Origin of the sequence: Flavobacterium fryxellicola, from assembly GCF_900143245.1 — a bacterium.
Taxonomy (GTDB): domain Bacteria; phylum Bacteroidota; class Bacteroidia; order Flavobacteriales; family Flavobacteriaceae; genus Flavobacterium; species Flavobacterium fryxellicola.
In genome coordinates, this window is sequence record NZ_FRDK01000007.1 from 158841 (window position 1) to 180059 (window position 21219).

General features: G+C 36.0%; 11 protein-coding genes. 1 reads left to right on the forward strand and 10 read right to left on the reverse strand.

Going from position 1 to position 21219, the window contains the following annotated elements:
- Positions 1 to 109: 109 nt before the first annotated feature.
- The 10 genes from bglX to corA form a co-directional block, all read right to left on the reverse strand.
- Positions 110 to 2410: a beta-glucosidase BglX gene (bglX, locus tag BUA03_RS11635; protein ID WP_066077211.1), complete on the reverse strand. Its 2301-nt coding sequence runs from the start codon at positions 2408 to 2410 to the stop codon at positions 110 to 112.
- Positions 2400 to 3113 carry a carboxylesterase family protein gene (locus tag BUA03_RS11640; RefSeq protein ID WP_066077214.1) on the reverse strand — a complete coding sequence of 238 codons (714 nt, stop codon included), beginning with the start codon at positions 3111 to 3113 and terminating at the stop codon, positions 2400 to 2402. The genes bglX and BUA03_RS11640 overlap by 11 nt, the downstream gene beginning before the upstream one ends.
- 66 nt (positions 3114 to 3179) lie before the next feature.
- Positions 3180 to 4166: a LamG domain-containing protein gene (locus BUA03_RS11645; RefSeq protein WP_066077118.1), complete on the reverse strand. Its 987-nt coding sequence runs from the start codon at positions 4164 to 4166 to the stop codon at positions 3180 to 3182.
- 57 nt (positions 4167 to 4223) lie between these two features.
- On the reverse strand, positions 4224 to 5606 hold the full coding sequence (locus BUA03_RS11650) for a glucoamylase family protein (protein WP_066077121.1): 1383 nt from the start codon (positions 5604 to 5606) through the stop codon (positions 4224 to 4226).
- An 87-nt stretch (positions 5607 to 5693) separates the two neighbouring features.
- Positions 5694 to 7163, reverse strand: coding sequence for a RagB/SusD family nutrient uptake outer membrane protein (locus BUA03_RS11655; protein WP_066077124.1), 1470 nt, complete (start codon positions 7161 to 7163; stop codon positions 5694 to 5696).
- Positions 7164 to 7167: 4 nt separating this feature from the next.
- The gene (locus tag BUA03_RS11660; protein WP_066077127.1) at positions 7168 to 10149 is read right to left on the reverse strand and encodes a SusC/RagA family TonB-linked outer membrane protein; all 2982 of its coding nucleotides are present in this window, start codon (positions 10147 to 10149) and stop codon (positions 7168 to 7170) included.
- A 242-nt stretch (positions 10150 to 10391) separates the two neighbouring features.
- Complete coding sequence (locus BUA03_RS11665; protein WP_139255650.1) at positions 10392 to 13136, reverse strand: helix-turn-helix and ligand-binding sensor domain-containing protein; 2745 nt, start codon at positions 13134 to 13136, stop codon at positions 10392 to 10394.
- A gap of 97 nt (positions 13137 to 13233) precedes the next feature.
- Positions 13234 to 14433, reverse strand: coding sequence for an acetate/propionate family kinase (locus BUA03_RS11670; protein ID WP_066077132.1), 1200 nt, complete (start codon positions 14431 to 14433; stop codon positions 13234 to 13236).
- 333 nt (positions 14434 to 14766) lie between these two features.
- On the reverse strand, positions 14767 to 16860 hold the full coding sequence (gene pta / locus BUA03_RS11675; RefSeq protein ID WP_066077135.1) for a phosphate acetyltransferase: 2094 nt from the start codon (positions 16858 to 16860) through the stop codon (positions 14767 to 14769).
- Positions 16861 to 16912: 52 nt separating this feature from the next.
- Positions 16913 to 17983 (reverse strand): magnesium/cobalt transporter CorA, encoded by a 1071-nt coding sequence (corA, locus tag BUA03_RS11680; protein WP_066077137.1) that lies wholly within the window; start codon positions 17981 to 17983, stop codon positions 16913 to 16915.
- A gap of 337 nt (positions 17984 to 18320) precedes the next feature.
- Here corA and BUA03_RS11685 point away from each other — a divergent pair, with 337 nt between their 5' ends.
- The gene (locus tag BUA03_RS11685; RefSeq protein ID WP_066077140.1) at positions 18321 to 20882 is read left to right on the forward strand and encodes a zinc-dependent metalloprotease; all 2562 of its coding nucleotides are present in this window, start codon (positions 18321 to 18323) and stop codon (positions 20880 to 20882) included.
- Positions 20883 to 21219 lie beyond the last annotated feature (337 nt).

The window sequence follows — 21219 nt, forward strand, 5'->3', positions numbered from 1 at the left end:
AAATAGGGCTGTATTAAAGTATCCGTTTTAACAAATCCATTTTTTTTGTTACAAAAAAAACCCTTCGATATAGATACCAAAGGGCTGATCTTAAATAAATAAACCAAATTTATTTAATCAACTTAAAACTAACCTTATTAACAGTACTAGAATTTGTACCTACAAATACATCAAAACTACCAGGCTCAGCGATAAACTGCAAGTCTGAATTGTAGAATTTTAATTCTTCGATCCCTATTTCAAAAGTTACGGTGCGCTTCTCTCCTTTTTTAAGATTTATTTTTTGGAATCCTTTCAATTCTTTCACCGGTCTGGTAACCGACCCAACTAAATCTCTGATATACAATTGAACGACTTCTTTTCCATCATAATTTCCTGTATTTGTAACATCAACAGTAACATTCAATTTCTCCTTAAAATTGATTACATCCGATGAAATTTTCAAGTTTGAATAATTGAAAGTTGTGTAGCTCAGTCCAAAACCAAAAGGATATAGCGGCTCGTTTCTTTCATCGATATAATTCGATCTGAATTTCTCGAACTTTCCTTCCTTATTTCCAAGCGGTCTTCCCGTGTTTTTCTGATTGTAATAAATGGGTACTTGTCCCACACTTCTTGGGAAGGTAGCCGTTAATTTACCAGAAGGATTTTCTTTTCCAAACAACACATCAGCAATTGCGCTTCCTGCCTCACTTCCTGCAAACCACGTATTCAATAGTGCTGGCACTGTTTCATTTTCCTCTACCAAGACTAAGGGACGCCCTGTAAATAAAACCAAAACTACCGGTTTTCCTGTTTTCAATAAGGCTTGCAGTAAATCTTTTTGCGCTTGTGGAATCTCTATATTCGTTCTACTACTGCTTTCTCCTGACATCTCAGCTGATTCTCCTAAAGCAGCTACAATTACATCCGATTGATTTGCGATTTTCAAGGCTTCCGCCAATAATTCTTCTGAAGTTCTGTTGTCGCGGTGCAAGGTTTTACCAAACATGGTTGCTTTTTCTTCAAAAGCCGCATCATAATCCAGATTGCTTCCCTTGGCGTAAAGCACATTTGAATTCTTTCCTGCAACTTCTTTGATCCCTGCAATAAGTGAAATGGATTTTTCCATGTTCGTAGCCACACTCCACGTACCCGCCATGTTCTCTTTGGCATCAGCCAATGGGCCAATGACCGCAATTGTTCCCGATTTTTTCAAAGGAAGTAACTGATTGTTATTTTTTAATAAAACTAAAGATTGTGCTGCAATAGCTCTTGCTTCTGCTCTATTTGCTGCTGTGAAGATTTCTGTTTTGGCTCTCTTTTCATCACAATATTTATAGGGATCATGGAACAATCCCAAATCATATTTGGCATTCAAAATAAGACGTGCGGCGTTATCAATTTGCTCCATGGTTACTTTTCCTTCTTCTACTGATTTTTTTAAAGTCGTCAGAAAACCTTCGCCCACCATATCCATTTCTATTCCAGCATTTAGGGCCAGAGCAGAAACTGTTTGTAAATCGCCCATTCCGTGTTCTATCATTTCAGGAATTCCAGTAAAATCAGTTACTACAAAACCTTTAAATCCCCATTGTTTGCGCAGCACCTCAGTCATTAACCATTTGTTTCCCGTTGCTGGTATTCCATCAATTTCGTTGAATGATGCCATAACGGACCCAACTCCAGCATCGATAGCAGCCTTGTATGGAGGGAAATAATCATTGTACATTTTGATGCGGCTCATGTCTACCGTATTATAATCCCGTCCTGCTTCTGGCGCACCGTAGAGCGCAAAATGTTTCACACACGATAAAATGGTATTGTTTTTTGACAGATCATTTTGTTGGTACCCATTGACCATTGCTTTTGCAATTTGGCTTCCCAAGAACGGATCTTCACCCGAACCTTCCGAAACTCTACCCCAACGAGGGTCACGTGAAATATCAACCATAGGCGAAAAAGTCCAGTTAATTCCATCAGCGCTGGCTTCTTGTGCTGCAATTTGAGCTGTTCTTTCAATCAGTTTCATATCCCATGTAGACGAGAGTCCAAGCGGAATAGGAAATGTAGTCTCATAACCGTGGATAACATCCATCCCAAAAAGCAACGGAATTTTCAGTCGGCTTTTTTCGACAGCAATCTTTTGTACTTCTTTAATTTTCTGAACTGATTTGATGTTAAATAAACCACCTACTTTTCCTTCTTCGATATTTTTAGCAACATTAGAACTACTCGCTGCTCCCGTAGTAATATCTCCTGAAGTAGGCAAATTCAATTGACCTATTTTTTCTTCCAAAGTCATTTTCGAAAGTAAATCGGATACAAATTCTGTTCTAGGTTTAATGGCAACGCTCTTTTTGGAATTCTTTTTTTGGCTGTAGCCAAAAAAAGAAAAACCTATAAGGAATATAATAAGTTTAATTTTCATTTTGTGTGTTTTTTGTTTGTTTGAACATCCAATCATAAATTTCTTGGTTGTCATATACTTGTGACCAACTATCGTGATTGGCATCATCAAAAATCGTTAATGAAACAGTGCCATTGCAAGTTTTTAATTTTTTATAAATGGCAATCGAATAATCTACATTCACGACATCATCTAACAATCCGTGAAAAATTCGGGTGGGAATGGCTGCAATTTTACAGTTTTCTATCATTGGAATTCGATCCACAAATCCTGCAATAGGTACGAAAGCTGCAAAAGTTTCAGGATGGGCGAAAACAAGGTTCCAAGCACCCCATGCTCCCATACTTAACCCCGTGAGATATATTCTATGGCTATCAATCTTGTTTTCTTTTTGAATTTTTAAAATCAAGCGATACAAAACTTCTTCATCCCAATATTCATTTTCTGGACATTGAGGCGCCAAAACATAAGCATCTATTTCATGATTTTTTAAATACTTGAAAGGGCCGTGCGTTTTTACTTTTTCAATATCCGTTCCTTTTTCACCAGAACCATGAAGGAAAAGGATCAACGGTTTTTTCTCGGTGGTATTCTCAGGAATATGCAAAACGAAATTCAACTCCCGTTTTTTAATAACTTCGGTTTTTATACTACCAATTACGTTGGATTGCGAAAAGGAATATTGAGCTACTAGCAATAGTAAAAAAAAAAGATTTTTATTCATTTTAGAAAGCATTGAAAAAACAGACTGTCTTTATGAAAAGGCAATCTGTTTTTACATTGTGAATTATTATCTTTTTGTTTTTTCTAATTTATAAAGAGCCAGTACCTCGCTCGGACTCAACGCGGATTTATAAATTCTCATTTCATCCAACAAACCTGCATAATCAGTAGCCCAACCTTCATCACCGTGAGTAGTAGTAAGTGATGGTGAAGTACTAAATTGATTCGATCCAATCACTAATTGAGATAAATTTGGAGTAGCAAAAACGATTGCTCCATAAAGAGGAGCGCTGTTAGGATTTGCGTTGCTTCCTGCGGGAGCACCCGGATTATCGCCATACAGAATACAGGAACCTGTTAGATCCGCAAAGGGACTATTTGGCGTTCCATAAATACTATTAGAACCTTTTTCACCATTTTTGTACACTGAATATCGAGCTGTAGCGGCATCATAGGTTAAGATTACATGAATCCACGTATCAATAGCTCCATCAATATTAAAAATGGGTCCTTGTCCACCCCAAGCGACTCTTTTATTTTCAATACCCATCTTTAATCGAAGCGTTCCGGGTCTGTCATTATCGGGGTTTTCAAGAAATAAATTTAAACCTCCCCAAAAACCAGCTGGATTTACTAAGGAAAAAATTCCCTGAATCCCTTTCCCTTGACCAGGAGCGCCACCATCAGGTACGGTTTGACCGGATTTCATCCAAAAACTGAAACTGAAACTGCTTAAAGCACCCACTGCAGTTGCATTGTTATAAACGGCATAACGCTCTTGAACATTTGATCCTTGAAAAGCTTGGCCTTTGATCCCTTCCGTGTAAGTCAAGTTTTTTCCTATTCCGCTTAGACCTCCTTTAGAATCAGTGCTAGTACCATCAAAACTCCATTTTGCAATAAGATTGTCAGCATTGACCTCATCGGAAGAATTATAAGAACCTACTGGTGGCAACTCTAGCGGCTCGTTGCTGTCCACATTATCGGAGCAACTTGTCAATAACTGCAATGAAAGTGCTGTAGTGAGACACACTATTTTGATACCATTTTTCATGTTTTGTTTTTTTTAAATTAGTACTAATTTTTTTTAATGTTTTTAGCTGAATTTTGGTTAGAAACCATATTTCCCAGAATGGAAACCCAAATTAATCAAGCCTTGTTTTACCTCTGGTGCATTCATAAACAGCTGCCACAACAAACCCGAGCGATAATTTTCGAGCATAACCATTTCTGGTCCTTGATCGATAGCCAAATAGCGTTGCGCAGTCCATTGATAATGCAAACTATGCGCGTCATAAAACCCTGCTACACCCCAAGTTTCATTTTTATAATTTTCATATAAATTGCGGATGAATGCTTTTGATTCTAAAGGAGTATAAACAATCGAACTAATCGCTGCCGTTGGCGAAATCACGCCTTTATCATTGCTTGGCATGTGCGCGTCATAGCCAACTGAACCATCAGCATTGCGGGAATAGGATGCAGTCAATCCCCAATAATTAGCACCATAACCTCGAAAATTCTTAGGATTAGCTACGGCATACAAATAATTAATTTTAGTATGATTGGTATTCAAATCCCAATAATTAGCATATTGATCCGTCAACTGATTAGGGTCTAAACCCAAATAAGAATAATGGGCCCAAAATAATGGTCCTCCAAATTCTTCTGCACCATTGTGTTTTAAAATCAAAGGAAGATTGTATTTCGTTCTAGCCGAAACAATACCTCCACTTCTCGCCCAGCCCTGGTGATAAGCGGCAGGAGCAATTGCATGTGTTGGTGAAGCGGCTGCCATAACATAAGTAATCAAGCATTCATTGTATCCTTCTAGTGGAAAATTCATTTCCCAATTGTAGTTAGGCGACCAATGCCAAAATAATTTGTTTTGATTGTTGGTGTACCATTGCCAGTCCACACCTTTCCATAACGCATCGAATTTTTGTGCTACTGCCTTCTCCTCTGTTGATCCGTTTTTAAAGTATTCGCGAACGGTTATCATTCCCGCTACCAGAAAAGAGGTTTCCACTAAATCGCCACCGTTATCTTTAGTCCCAAAAGGAATAACACGACCAGTAGTCCCATTGATCCAATGCGGCCAAGCGCCATGAAAACGCTCTGCAGTATTCAGGAAATTAGCAATTTTATTAAGACGCTCTGCTCCTTGTGATTTTGAAATGTAACCGCGAGACATTGCCGAAACAATCGCCATTAAACCAAAACCAGAACCACCTGTGGTCACTATGTTTTGATCGAATGAAGGATCTTGCGGAATATAACGCTCTCTTGCCATGCCTGAATTTGACTCGGCATACTCCCAAAAATAAGCAAAAGTTTGTTTTTGTACTACCTCTATTAATTCCTCATCCGTTAATTTTGCTACAGGTGGCGCGGTCACTGGTGGCGTAGTTGCCGGACCTTTATCAGTGCTTTGTCCAGAGGAATCACATCCAAGAAAAATAAAAAGCATGAAGAAAGCTGAAAATTTAATCATTTTAAATATTTTTATGTGGTTGTCCTAGCCTCCATCTCTTTCCTAAAATGCATCAGAAAAGAGAGAAAAGGTTTTGGAATTTTTTAATTAATACCCTGGATTTTGTGTCGCTTTTCCATTTGACTGCGTGATAAATTTTTGAGGGATAGGAAACAATTCATGTTTTCCTTCTACAAAAGTTTTCCCATCAACCGCCATAACTGCTTTCGCCTGACCCGTTCTAACAATATCAAACCATCTATCATGTTCAAAAGCCAATTCATGTCTTCTTTCGGCTCTAATAGCCGCTCTCAGTGCAACTTGACCTGATGCTGTTGTATTGGCTAAACCCGCTCTGTTTCTTACCCTATTTAAAGGTCCAGTCACATCTCCTGTACCGCTTTCGTTTGCCGCTTCAGCTTGCATCAATAACACTTCTGCGTAACGCAAGACGCGGATATTTTTAGTAGTTTCCCAATCCCCATTAAACGTTTCTGCTGTATTACTTACATACGCTTTTTCATTGTATCTCGGATTAGCTACAAAAGGAGAAACTAATCTTCCGTCCCACATCGTTTCACCAGCAAAAATGATTGTGGCATCTTTTCTAACATCACCAGCCTCATACGAGTTCGTTAATCCTAAAGTTGGTGTATTGAAACCCCAGCCCCAGCCACTAGTTCCTCTAGCACCTTGAGATACCATATAGCCTTCAATACCTTGAGAAGGATTTCCACCAAATCCGCGTATTTCAAAAATAGATTCTACACTATCTTCCCCTACTTCTCTCCATATTGTTGCATAATTAGCCACTAAATTATAACCGATGACAGCAGCACACTGCTCTTTTACTCCAGGCCAATTTTTTTGATATAAATACACTTTTGCTAATAAAGCATGCGCAGCACCCTTAGTAGCTCTACCCAAATCAGTATTTGCATACCCTGATTTTTCAGGAAGTACAGCTATTGCAGCTACTAAATCTGTTTCAATAAAAGCATATACTTCTTCTTTCGATTTACGTATCAGGGTCATATCCGTATCTTCAGCAGAAGAGGGTACTGGTACATGATCCACAATGGGAACACCACCGTAACATCGTACCAAATTAAAATACATTAAGGCACGAAGAAATTTAGCTTCCCCCGTTAATCTCGCGACCACCGCTGCATCGGCTTTGTCTAATTTAGGAAGATAGTTTAAAGCAATATTAGCCTTACTAATCCCTTGATAATTTGTTTCGAAAACTTGTTCGACAGATAATGAAGTGGCATCTAAAGTAAGTGCATCACATTTGTCTTTGTCAGCTCCTGTATCTCCTGGATCAGATCCTTTATCCGCATCATCCGAAGTCATACTTGTTAACCCGTTCCATGAAAAAGAACTCGCATTAAAACTCAAAGCATTACTGTAAATAGCCGTAACAAAGCTTTTTGCGCCATCATTAGTATTGTAGATGGATAATAAATCAGCTTCGGCAATGTTTTCAGTTGAAGCAACTTCTATAAAGTCATTAGAACAATTAGTAGCGAGCAATGCAACAGCCACTAAAGTTATGGGTATCAATATTTTTTTCATCTTATTAAAATTTTACGTTAGCACCAATAAGGAATGAACTTAAAGTTGGATAAGCGTCAAGCTCTATTCCTTGCAATCCCATTGGATCACCATCATTATTCAATTCAGGAGAATATCCAGTGAATTTTTGAGATATGAATGGATTTATTGCACTTGCATAGATGCGAAGTGAGGAGATTGAATTTGTTATTTTGGGTACGGTATATCCTAAAGTAATGTTGTTTACTCTAAGAAAAGCACCTGATTCTAAATAATAGTCTGAGGATAATGGAACCGTATTAAACGGTGCAGGATTCCCTGCATTTGTATTAGAGGCGGTCCAAAAATCAGTAGCAATACTTGATTCTATATTTTCGTTACCAAAACGTTGTGCTTTTTTACCATTGTAAACCTTGTTTCCACCAACTCCATAGGTATCAACTGAGAAATCGATATTTTTATATTCGAAACCTAAATTCATCCCGTAATAATAGGTTGGTAAAGAAGATCCAAAGAATTTTCGATCTGTTTCCACTGGATTGGAGGTAATTCCACCGTCTTTATCAAAATAAGTAAAGTTTCCATTCGCATCATAACCTGCAACTTCAAACAAATAGAAACTTCCTAACGGTTGTCCTACTTCTAATCGTTTAGTGAATTGTCCGTTGTTGATACTTCCTCCATTTTGTCTAATTGCAAGAGGGTTAAATACATTCGACACTTCATTTTTATTGTTTGAATAATTGGCACCAACCCAATATTTTAAATCCTCATTGATGTTATCGTCCCAGCGCAAAGCAACTTCAAATCCAGTATTTGATATTACACCTGCATGAGCTGGAGTTGCACCAGTACCAACGGTTAGTGGCGGAGTAACATTCAGAATTACATTCGATGTGTTTTTATCATACCAGTCAAAAGATCCTGATAATTTATTATCTAATGCTTTAAAGTCTAAACCAACGGAGGTTTCTTCGGTGATTTCCCAGCCTAAAGTGGGGTCAATAAATGCACCAATAGTAGTTCCTGAATAAAGGGAACCTCCGAAATCATATCCTAAACCGGCACCCGAACTGAAAGTTTGTTGATTAATAGGTACATTTTGATTTCCCAATCTTCCCCAACCACCACGTAGTTTTAAGAAATTAATCGTTTTACTTTCTGCAAGGAAGCCCTCTTTTGAAAGGACCCAACCCAAACCAAAGGAAGGGAAATTACCCCATTTGTTATCCGAACCAAATTGGGAAGAACCATCTCTACGGATGGTACCTGTAAAAAGATATTTTTCCATCAACGTGTATTGGAATCTGGCAAAATATCCAATTAAATTTCTTTGGTTTCCAATTACATGTCTTGTTACAAGATTATTTGCCGGAGAACTGGACAAATTTAAACTCCAATAGTTTGAGTTTTCTGGTACGTTTCTACCTCTTACTTCTAATTCTTCACGGCTACCAAATTCTTGAGCTGACATTCCTAATGTTACCTCAACATCGTGAATATCGGCAAACTTCTTATTGTAGGTCAAGAAATTATCAAAGTTCCAGTTGAAATAGTCACTTCTACCGGTTACTAATTCATTTATAGGATCCGCTGCAGAATAATTTGCAGCATCTCTTGTAGGATCAGCAGCCAGCCATAATTCACGTGAAGGCGTGTATGAAAATCTTTTAAACGTATTGTATTCTAAACCAACTCTGGACGTAAATTTCAAATCATCCAAAATTTTATATTCCAAAGCAAGGCTTCCTTGTAATAAAAGATTTTTTTGTTCTTCGGTAAAAAACTGCAAATCAGCCACTGGATTACCAACATTATTAAACACTTGTCCTACCGTTGAGGCTTGCCCATCAGCGCCAATTATAGGTCTTCCCCATTTTCCATTATCATATCGCACGGGAACCAAAGGGGATTGTTTGTATGCTGAAGTGAAAGCCGATAACGGTTTTGGTGTGGACCTTGAGATCGAACCACTAAAGGTTTGCGTAATTTTTAATTTATCAGAAAGTTTGTAATCATTATTATTTCTAAAAGTAAAACGATTGAAATCCAATCCATCTAATACTCCTTTTTCGTCATAATAATTCAAACTAAATAAATAGCTAATTTTATCAGAGGATCCAGAAAGCGATAAATTATTAGAAGAATACATGCCTAATCTGGTTATTTCATCAAACCAATTGGTGTTGTACCGCTGATCTGTTGAAAATCTAGTATTTTGTTCTGCTACATCAGAGTAATAGGCAAAGCGATTAGAACCTGCCATTTTAACCGTTTTTAGTGGTGTACGCACTCCATAAAAACCGTCATATTCAACGGAAGTTTTATCTCCCTTTCCTTTTTTGGTCGTAATAATAACCACTCCGTTAGCGGCTTGGTTTCCATAAATTGCTAATGAGGAAGCATCTTTTAATATATCAAAAGAGGCGATATCATTTGAATTCAAATTATTAATATTTTTAGTGGGAATACCATCCACTACATACAATGGCGTTCTATCAGCGCCATAAGTACCAATACCTCTAATGATCAGTGAAGGAGAAGCACCCGGCACATCTGTCCCAATAACCTGAACACCTGCCGCTTTTCCTTGAATTGCTTGCGTGGCATTCAATACTTTAGTTTTGGTAATATCAGCGGATGAAAGTTGTGTAATTGCCCCAGTATTGTCTGATTTTTTTCGAGATCCATATCCAATAATCACCACCTCTTTCAGTTCAGTATCTTTGGAATCGCTTAATGTTATATTCATTACTCCGTCAGTTGCTGTTACTGAAATGGCTTCAAAACCGAGCATACTTATTTTTAATACCTCACCGATTTTGGCATTGATATTAAAATTACCATCAAAATCAGTATCGGCTGAAGTTTTAGATTCAGTTGCAATAATAATTGCTCCAGGAACTCCTAACCCGTCCTTATCCACTACTTTTCCCTTAATTACTTGACCAGACATGTAGGCTGGAAGCAACAGAAGTGCTAAAAAGCTAAAAATAATATTTCTCATAGATTAATAATTTGTTAAATTTATTACAGCCAAAGTAAATAATTACAACGTTATAGTTAGTTAAATGAAAATACTACATAATTACATCAAAATCGTAAAATAAGACAATAAATCAATGTTTTATGGGAGCTAACGACGGCACAAGGACGCTACATCATGGCTGTATGATGTAGTAATGATGTACTAGAATTTCACAACAAAAGAGGTTGTTTAATGTGGTATCGATAAAAATAACGGTTCTTTTATAGCGTTAATAAAAATTTAGAAAGATTTTCTTCTTGAGTAAGGTTGAGTTTCTTACGCAAACGATAGCGATGCAATTCCACCCCTCTGAAAGAAATGTTCATCATGGGTGCAATTTCTTTAGATGAAAGATTCATTTTTAAGTAAATGCAAAGCTTAATATCCTTTGAGGTTAGAGCCGGATATTTTTTAGACAGATGAATGATGAATTCATTATGAATTTGATTCAAATTGTTTTCGAATGTTTCCCACTCGTGCTTGTTCACCGCATTAATTTTAATGACTTTTTTAATTTCGCTTTTCAATTTATTGAAATCCATGTCGGAATCCAAAATTCCTTGAATATTCTCTATCATTTCACTTTGCTTGGCTATAGAAAGTGACTTACCGGCAACCTCTGATGATTTTGATTGCAATTCCAATTCTAAAATATGTTTCTCATATTCCTGGATATTCAATTCGTTATCGGCCTTTAATTCCATCTCGAGAATTTCCTTTTGATGCTTTACTTCTTCATCTCGCAACGCTAGCTTTTGCACGTATCGCATTTTATTCCATTTGTAATACAGATACAATATCAAACCGATAACAAGCAGATACAATGCAACCATCCACAGCGAAAAATACCAAGGCTTAGCCACAATAAACTGGAAATTAGAAAGCAAGTCATAATTGAGTCCATCATGAAGATAAACGCTAATTTCCGTAGAGCCACTGTTTAAATTATTTAAAACAATCAGCCCTTCACTTACAGGGATAAATTCTTTTGTTCTGCTGATTTTATAAAACAAATTAGGTCTTTCTGCTCCATAAACACCGGATAGTACGTGTATCCTTAGCTCTGAATTATACGGAATCTTTGATTTATTTTGAACCATTATATCATTCACAAAAGCTTCAATCCGAATTTTAGATTCATTCTTATCTAGTTCTTTTAATTGCAACGAAATAAAACCGTCATCCAGATTTAACAAATAATTATTTTTGTTTTTGAATACTTTTAAATTATCGTTTATAATTTTACCTCTGTAATATTTCTCCTGTACCGTATTGCGAACAAATTTGTTCCCTTTAGCAAAAATAGTATACAGCAGCCCTTCTTGAAGTAGTAGAAAGTGATTTTCATCAATGGAAACGATGTTGGACACATTTTTGAAGTTTGCATTAAACAATTCATTTTCTTCTAATAGATTGGTGATTGAATTGTAAGTGTACCATAATTTATTTATTAAAAATAGAATCTCATTTCTAAACTCAAATATTTTTACTCCAAAATCATTACTTATTTTACTGCTTTGGGTTACATTTTTTATAGTAGTTGTTTCGTACGCATCATTGTATAGAATTCGATACAGACCTCTGTTGCTATCCGCAGCCCATATTTCGTTTTTTCTGTTTTGAGCTACATATTTAATCGGTTTTAATATTCCCTTTATTACAATGTTTTGGTTCAAATCCTTTGCATCATTATAGATAAATACGCCACTATAGGTTGCTTGCAAATACGAATTATTAATGCTGCTTTTGGTTACATTCCAGCCTCCATTTATCGTATTTAATTTAGAGAACAGGCCATTATCGTAAAGGAAAGTGCCTTCATTATGACCTATCAAATATTTGTTATTTATTTTACTAATATTCCAGGCTTGGCCTTGCGTATCCGGAATTAAGGAAAGTTGCTTGTCTTCGTATTTAAAAATCCCATGGTTAGAAGCCATCAAATAGCCTTTTGACGTGCTTGCAACAGAATAAACCGATCCCAAAATACCTGAATTATCATAAAAAATAGAAATAGGAGAATTGACCTCAATATGAGCGACTCCATTGTCTAATCCCAACCATAAATCGCTCTCTTTGTCCAAAGCAATACTCAAAATTGAATTATTCATCAAGACATTATTCCGATTAATATTTTGATATGAATTATCATTTAGATCAAAAATATAAACCCCCTTATTAGCGGTTCCTATGATTAATTTATTATTTTTAATGAAGGCAGCAACGTTGATGTTTGCTGCTTTCAAAATGGGATTTAGGGTACTATTCCAAGGTTTCAGAATACCATTTTCTAATACATAAACACCATTTTTTTTGGTAAAAAAATACGTTTTGTTTTGGAATTTTTCAATAGCATGAATTACGTTATTTTCTAAGATGGACCATCCTTGTATTTTCTCAAATGCAGCACCAGTCATTCTATAGATTCCTTTTTCTACTGAGGCTACTAATAGTTGATTGCCTACCACAAAGCAGTAAGAAACCAGAAAAGGGAATTTATTTTTCTGTATTACTTTGCCATCATACAAAAAAAGTCCATTAAAGGATTGAAAGTAAATTTTACCCTTAAATTTAAATATTTTCCAAATTTCCTCATTATCACTATCATCAAAAACCTTGGTTTTATCAGAAATGGAAACATAGATCATCTTTCCTTTTTGTCGGCTCCAATAGCCAAATTCTTTATACGAACCTGTGTAAATGCGATCACCATCGACCATTACGGAACGAATTATCGTTTTGTTTGGCAAACTGTATTTCTCCCACTTTACACCATCATACCGCAATAAATAATAATTGTTAGCAAAGTACATTGCACTATCATTGCCTTGTGCTACACTCCAGATCTGGTTATCGCCATGATAATCTGATTTGTTATAGTTTTCAACAAAGGGAAGCAACTCCTGCGAATAAAAGGGCAAGGAGCTGAAATATAAAAGGAAGAAGATGGTAATTTTAACTTTCAAAATAAGGTCTTTTATCTCCAAATATAAACAGATTTATTAAATATAGAGCCAAAAAAAGCTTCTGGTTAGAGAAGCCTTTTTAGTACTTTTGCATTTATTATGTCGTTAGCAATTCAAAAACCTGATTGGCAATTTCAATTTCTTCATTGGTCGGAATAACTAATATTTTAGTTTTAGAGTCCTCAGTATTGATTTCTCGAATAGTCCTAGACCGAATTTCATTTTTGGACTCATCCAATTTTATTCCGAAATAATCCATATCAGTACACACTAATTTTCGGATGTAAGAAGAATTTTCTCCAATACCAGCCGTAAAAATAATAGCATCTAATCCATTTAAAACTGCGGTGTAGGAACCAATATATTTCTTTATACGGTAGGCATTCATGGCTAAGGCCAACTGACATTCTACATTTCCATTCTCTGCATTGGCTTCAATATCTCTCAAATCGCTGTAGCCGGTAAGTCCTAACATCCCACTTTGTTTTTGCAATAAGGTATTGACCGCTTCAAGCGAGTACCCTAAAGTATTGACCATGTAAAAAATCACGGATTGATCTACATCACCGCTTCGAGTGCCCATAATCAAACCATTCATTGGACCAAAACCAAGCGTATGATCCACACTTTTTCCATCCTTTATTGCCGTCATACTACAGCCGTTTCCTAAATGTATGGTAACAATTTTAGAGCTTTCAGTTACCAAATTTTGTTTTAAATAATGAATCGCATTTTCGGATACATATTTGTGACTCGTTCCATGAAATCCATAGACACGTATTTTATTTTCTGTCAAAAGGTAATTTGGTATTGCATATTTGTGAGCAACAACTGGAATAGTTTGGTGGAACGCCGTATCAAAAACAGCGACTTGTGTGGCTCCACTAAAAATCTCCTCGGCCACAATTATTCCCTCTAAATTTGCGGGATTATGCAAAGGCGCTAATTCAAAAAGCTGCCTAATTTTATCTTTGACAGCAGCTGTAATAATGACCGTATTGGAAAAAGCACTTCCTCCATGAACGACACGATGTCCCACGGCATCAATTTCTGCCGTGCTTTTTATAACTCCTATTTCGTCATCCATTAACAGTTGGGCAATTTTTTCTAAACCTATTTTATGGTTCGCAACAGGCAATGCTTCTTCTACTTTGACCGCATTAGTTACATACGTTAAATTTGAAGTTGCTAATCCTATTCTGTCAATCATGCCAGAACAAATGACTTCATTCGCTGGCATGTCAATTAATTGGTATTTTATAGACGAACTACCTGAGTTTATAATTACTATTTTCATGCGATATTTTATTTATTCAAATAATTGTTTGCCACTGAGACGCTAAGACACCACGTTTTTTATTATCATTTTAACTTATTAGTTCCTGATACTTTACAAATCTGTTTGGCTTTTTGACTTTCAGTCTTTGCGGCACTAGATTTACCTTCGCCGAAAAATTTAAAATCGCACCTTTTTATTTAATCAACTGGTTTTTTGCCACGAAGACGATAAGGTACCATGTTTTGTTACTATCATTTTAACTAATTCATTCTTTATCCTTTACAGACGTGTTTGGCTTTATGACTTTGTTACATTGCGGCACTATATTTATTTATTTTAACTGTAGAATTTTTACAAACCTTGCGCCTGAATCGCAGTAATTACCACCGTATTGATAATATCATCTACCGTACAGCCTCGACTCAAATCATTTACAGGCTTGTTTAGTCCTTGTAACATAGGCCCAATTGCCAGCGCACCAGTTTCTCTTTGTACTGCTTTATAGGTATTGTTCCCTGTATTTAAATCGGGGAAAATCAAGACACTCGCTTGTCCTGCTACTTCTGAATTCGGCATTTTACTTTTCCCAATAGCCATATCAACCGCTGCATCATATTGAATAGGGCCTTCTATTTTTAAATCGGGACGTTTTTTTCTAACTATTTCGGTGGCCGCTCTCACTTTATCGACTTCATCTCCTTTTCCTGACGAACCAGAAGAATAGGAAAGCATGGCAATTTTTGGCTCAATGCCAAAAGCCAAACTAGAATCGGCAGAGGAAATCGCAATTTCTGCCAGTTGTTCTGCTGTAGGATTTGGGTTTATGGCGCAATCCCCAAAAACAGAAACTCGATCCTCTAAACACATAAAGAATACAGAGGAAACTACGGAGGAATTCGGTTTGGTTTTAATAAACTGCAGCGCAGGTAAAATGGTGTGCTGCGTGGTGTGTGCGGCACCGGAAACCATCCCATCTGCATGTCCTTTGTATACCATCATGGTTCCAAAATACGATACATCTTCCATTAAATCCTTGGCCATTCCTAGAGTTACATTTTTAGCTTTTCGCAGCTCATAATACGTATTCACATAATCATCGTAGTGCTCAGATTCTATGGGAGTAATGATTTGTACTTTGGAAAAATCAAAAAACAATCCCAATTCTGCTACCTTACTTTCTATTTGTTTTTTATTACCAATAATAGAAATATCAACTACATCCATCTCTAATAAGCGGGAAGCCGCCATTATGATTCTGTCGTCATTTCCTTCCGGCAGCACAATATGTTTTCGATGCTGTCTCGCTCTTTTTACCAAATTATATTGGAACATTTTTGGAGTCATTCCTTCCGCCTCAAAAGTAATTAGTTTTTCAGCCAAGTTATCGATGTCCACATATTTTTCGAAAGTAGTAATAGAAATTTCAATCTTCTGCTTATTATTAGCATAAATTTTAGATTTTATAGATCCTATTTTGTTGGTGATAAAATAGGTTCCCTCTTCTACTGCGATAATGGGAACAATCGTGGAAAGACCCTCTATTAATTTCAAAATACTAGGTTCTGGCAAGATATTCCCCGTCAAAACAATACCCGAAATCGTGGGATAATTCAAAGATTCATTGGCCTGCAAAGCTCCAAGAATAATATCGGCTCGATCTCCAGGAGTAATCACCAAGCTATTTTCTTTTAAATGCAACAAATAATTACACAATTGCATGGCGCCTACACTAAAATTTCCAGTTTGGTTGTTCAAATGAGCAGCACCAAATAAGACTTTGGCATCCAACTCCTTTACGATTTCTTGAACTGTTGGATTATTCAAATTATGGATTAAAGGAATTGCATTTACCAAGACGCCTTCAGGCAAACTTTTTCTTAGACCATTGGTGACTAACGCTATATTTTCGTGCTGCACTTTATTGGCAATTACAGCCAAAACCTCTACATCTTTCACTTTAAAAGAATCGTAGGCAAGATACAAACTGTCCAATAATTCCTCTAGTGTTTTGCCAACGCCTGAACCCACAATAATCGTAGGAATCCCAAGATTTTTTGCAATCAGCACATTCATGTCTAATTCTATCACGGTTCCTTCCCCGCTAAATCCAGTTCCTTCAACAAGAACAAAATCAAATCGTTCCTCTAATTTTTTATATTTTTCAATAATTAGATCGAGAACTTCCCCTATTTTTCCTTTATTTTTCTTCTTGATTAATTTACTTTTAGTAATGGCGAAAGCATCGTCAAACGCGATATCCAAACCAAAATGACCAATCACCGTCTCAATGTGATTGTCAAATCCTCCTTCTTCAATATCTTCAATTATAGGTCTAAAATAGCCCACCTTGGCAGTTTTACCAATTAGCATGCTCATTAGTCCTAGTGTGATAATCGACTTACCGCTATTTTGCTCGCTTGTCGCTATATAAATGGCCTTGTTCATTTTTTTTATTTTTTATTTAATTCAAAAAATTGAATGCTTTGGGTAAACGCTATTAAAACCAACGGCGTTTTTTAAAGTAAATAATCATGCCAATAACGATTAAAAACATAAAACCCATAACGGTTTGATACCCATATTTGTACTGCAGTTCTGGTAAATTTTCAAAATTCATTCCGTAAACCCCCACAATAAAAGTTAGCGGAATAAAGATGGAAGAAACGATGGTCAAGGTTTTCATAATCTCATTCATCTTATGCGTTTGTGCCGAGAAAAAGAAATTAGAAGCACTTTCTAGCGAACCCATATCTGATTCTATTTGCTCTAAAAGTTCTAAACTCTTTTGATGCAATCGAGAAAAAAAAGTAAAATTTTCTACTTCAATTGCGTTAAAAACGTTGTCATCTTTTATACTTTTAATATTGTATAGTGATTCCCGAAGTGGAATTATAGACCGCTTCAAGAAATTAAAATTATCCCTGTGCTTCTCAATGCGTTCCAGAATTACGGGATCTGGGCTCTGCTTGCTTAGATTGATTAGCTCTTCCAGTTTATCTTCTTCATTTTCTAGCGTAATGTAGAAATTTTCCATGATGGCATCTAGTAGAACATACAATAGGTAATCCGCTTTCTTTTCTCTCACTAATCCAGAATGGGTGCGAATTCGCTCGCGAATATGAGTAAAAAAATCACTTCTTTTTTCCTGAAAAGAAATTAAAACCCCTTCTTTTATCAAAAAACTAATTTGCTCCACACTAATATTATCGGAGTTTTCCGCAGGCAATATTGATTTTATGTTGAAGAATAAAAATTTGTGTGACTCTTCCAGTTTCGTTCTTCTCACCGTATTCATAATATCGGCTAACATGAAATTATCTATTTTAAAATAATCGCCTATCGATTTTAACCATTCTACATTATTTAATCCATGAATATTAATCCAATTTGTTTTTTGATCATCTATATATTTATCTAGATTAGCCACTTTAAAATTTTCGTACTCTGATAAGTCCAAATCATCATAAACGAATAATTGCATCTCTGAATCCTTAGTTTTATGAATTCCAGTATACTCTAGATTATAAGGTTGTAATTTCCTTCCTTTTTTATACTTAATTTTTCTCATTCAACTGATTTATGAAGTAATATTACAAAAATCTTTTTCAAATGTACCGCTGCTTGTCCACTTTGAAGCTCTTACATCCAAGCATCCGTTTTGATTTGCTATTGTGAGAACAAAAATAAGCAGAAATAAATCGCTATCTTATGAGAAAAATCATGTAAAATTAACAAAGCCATATTTTTCAACGAATGTTAATTTATGTTAATTATTTAAAATTGAATTTTTAAACTGTATTTTTTTAAAAATATATCAATAGATTTGGAGATTAATGGTATAAAAATAGAGGATTCTCCTATTTATATGCTAAAAACTAATTATTAACCATATTATGTAGAACTACATGCTTACAAAAAAACTAACCCTAATTATTGTATTTCTGTTGATTTTTTCTGCTCCAGAGACGTTTGCTCAAAGCAGAAAAAAGAAAAAAGCAGAAAAAAATGCCGTTACCAAAGTAGATACCAAGGCAAGTGACGCCAAAAAAGAACCTAAACCGTACAAGAAAGTAATTGATTCGAGTGCTGTTACGCAAAAAGGTTTGATCGATGTCCATAAAATTGACAACAAATATCTTTTTGAAATTCCAGATTCTATTTTAGGAAGTGAAATGATGACGATCACCCGTTATTCTAAAACTCCTGCTGGTGGCGGAATCTTTGGAGGTGAAGAAATCAACAGACAGGTGGTTCGCTGGGAAAAAGGATTAAATAACAATATCCTGCTGCGCTCCATTACCTACGTGATTATGTCTCCAGATGAAGATAAACCAATGGCTCAAGCGGTTAAGAATTCAACCTCGGATCCAATCATTGGCAATTATGACGTACTAGCGTATAAAAAAGATCAAGCTGGAAAAATTACTGGTTATGTGGTTGACTTAGCTACCACTTTTGATGCTGATGTGCAAACTTTTTCTTTGGATCCCATAAAGAAACAATTATTAAACATTCAAACGTTTCAAAAAGACCGATCTTTTATTTCAAAAGTTAGTAGTTTTCCTATAAATACTGAAATTAGAAGTGTAAAAACCTTTACTACAACGCCACCAAAAATCAATACCACGCCAACCCCAAAAATTGGAGTTGATTTACCATCCGCTTTAGATGCTGGAGTAATTACTGTGGAAATGAATACTTCCATGATTTTATTGCCAAAAAATCCAATGCGTAAAAGAGAATTTGATGCGCGTGTAGGGTATTTTGCCAATCAATATGGTGTATTTGAAGAAGAATCTCAAAAATCAGCTACCAAAGTATTTGCAGTAAGATGGCGTTTAGAACCAAAATCTGTTGCCGATGCCCAAAAACAAAAAATGGGGGAATTGATTGAGCCTTTGAAACCTATTGTATACTACATTGATCCTGCTACTCCAGAAAAATGGAAGAAATTCATCAAGCAAGGTATTGACGATTGGCAGGTTGCTTTTGAAGCAGCAGGTTGGAAAAATGCTATTCGCGGTGAATATTGGCCAGAAAACGATCCAACAATGAGTTTGGAAGATGCTCGCTTTTCTGTTTTAAGATACTTCGCAGCTGAAATTCAAAATGCTTATGGTCCAAACGTTCACGATCCAAGAAGCGGTGAAATTTTAGAAAGCCACATTGGTTGGTATCACAATATTATGAGTCTTTTAAGAAACTGGTATTTGATTCAAACGGCTGCGGTTGATCCTGCTGCTAGATCTAAAAAGTTTGATGATAAATTAATGGGAGAACTAATCCGTTTTGTTTCCTCGCATGAGGTTGGACACACCTTAGGATTGCGTCACAATATGGGAGCCAGTTCAGCCACTCCGGTTGAGAAACTAAGAGACAAAGACTACCAAGATAAAAACGGTCATACTTCGTCTATCATGGATTATGCTCGTTTTAACTACGTAGCACAACCAGAAGATGGCGTTACTGCTTTGTTTCCAAGAATTGGAGATTATGATAAGTGGGCTATTAAATGGGGTTACTCCTATTTTGAAGACACTAAAAATGAAGCGCAAGAAAAAGCATTCTTAAACGAAATGACTAAGGAAGCATATAAAAATAATCGCTTGTGGTTTGGTTCTGAATCCAGCCCTTACGATCCAAGATACCAAACAGAGGACATAGGTGACAATGCAATGCGGGCTTCTGAATACGGAATTAAAAACTTAAAAAGAATCCTACCTAATTTATTACAATGGTCTAAAGAAGATGGCGAAAGTTATGCTGAACTAGAGGAGCTTTATGGCGCACTGACCGGACAATTTAGAAGATATATGGGCCATGTTACTAAAAACGTAGGTGGAATTTATGATTCTCCAAAGACGTATGACATGTCTGGTAATCAATTTCAAGTAGTACCAAAAAGCATCCAAAAAGATGCTGTCGCTTTCTTGAACACACAATTATTCACTACGCCAAAATGGTTATTGGATCACAACATTCTTTCCAAAATAAATCCTGAAAGCGGCGTTGAAGCGATAAAAGGAATGCAAGATGCGACCTTGTCTAGTTTGATGGCAGGAGACCGCATGGTGCGCCTTTTAGAAACCTCTACAGCCAATAAGGACAATTATTCTGTTGACGAATTAATATCTGATTTGAATAAGGGAATTTTCTCTGAGTTAAAAGGAAGCAGTTCTATCGACATGTATCGCAGAAACGTACAAAAATTGTATGTAGATAAAATGATTGAATTGCTAAAACCAGGTTCTACCACAGTGAGATCTGTTCCTGTAGGCGTAACGTATGGTTTCAATACCAGAAGAGTCAACTTAGCACAAACGGACTTACCGTCTATTGCGAGAGGCCAATTGAATGCGTTAAAAAATGATTTAAAAATGTCTTCTTCTCGAATAACGGATCGAATGAGTAAATATCACATACTCGATTTAATATCCAGAATTAGTGAAGCTTTAGATCCTAAATAATGAAGTAAAAAGGGAAAATGTTTGATAGCATTTTCCCTTCTTTTTTTTAATCGATTTTACCTGTAAACTGAAATACAGTTTCCTTTAAAACACTTCTTTTTCAGCCTCTATTTATAAACCGCAGATTCACAGATTAAAATTTTAATAATCTGTGAATCCGCGGTTTTATTTTTTCATCAATGCAATTGCAAGACGCTCTTTTGGCGCAAGCCGAAAGGACACCTTTTAAAACGAGATGTGCCGTCTGTTGTGTTACCGTACTATTTATAAACCGCAGATTTACAGATTAAAATTTGAATAATCTGTGAATCTGCGGTTTTATTTTTTTATCAATGCA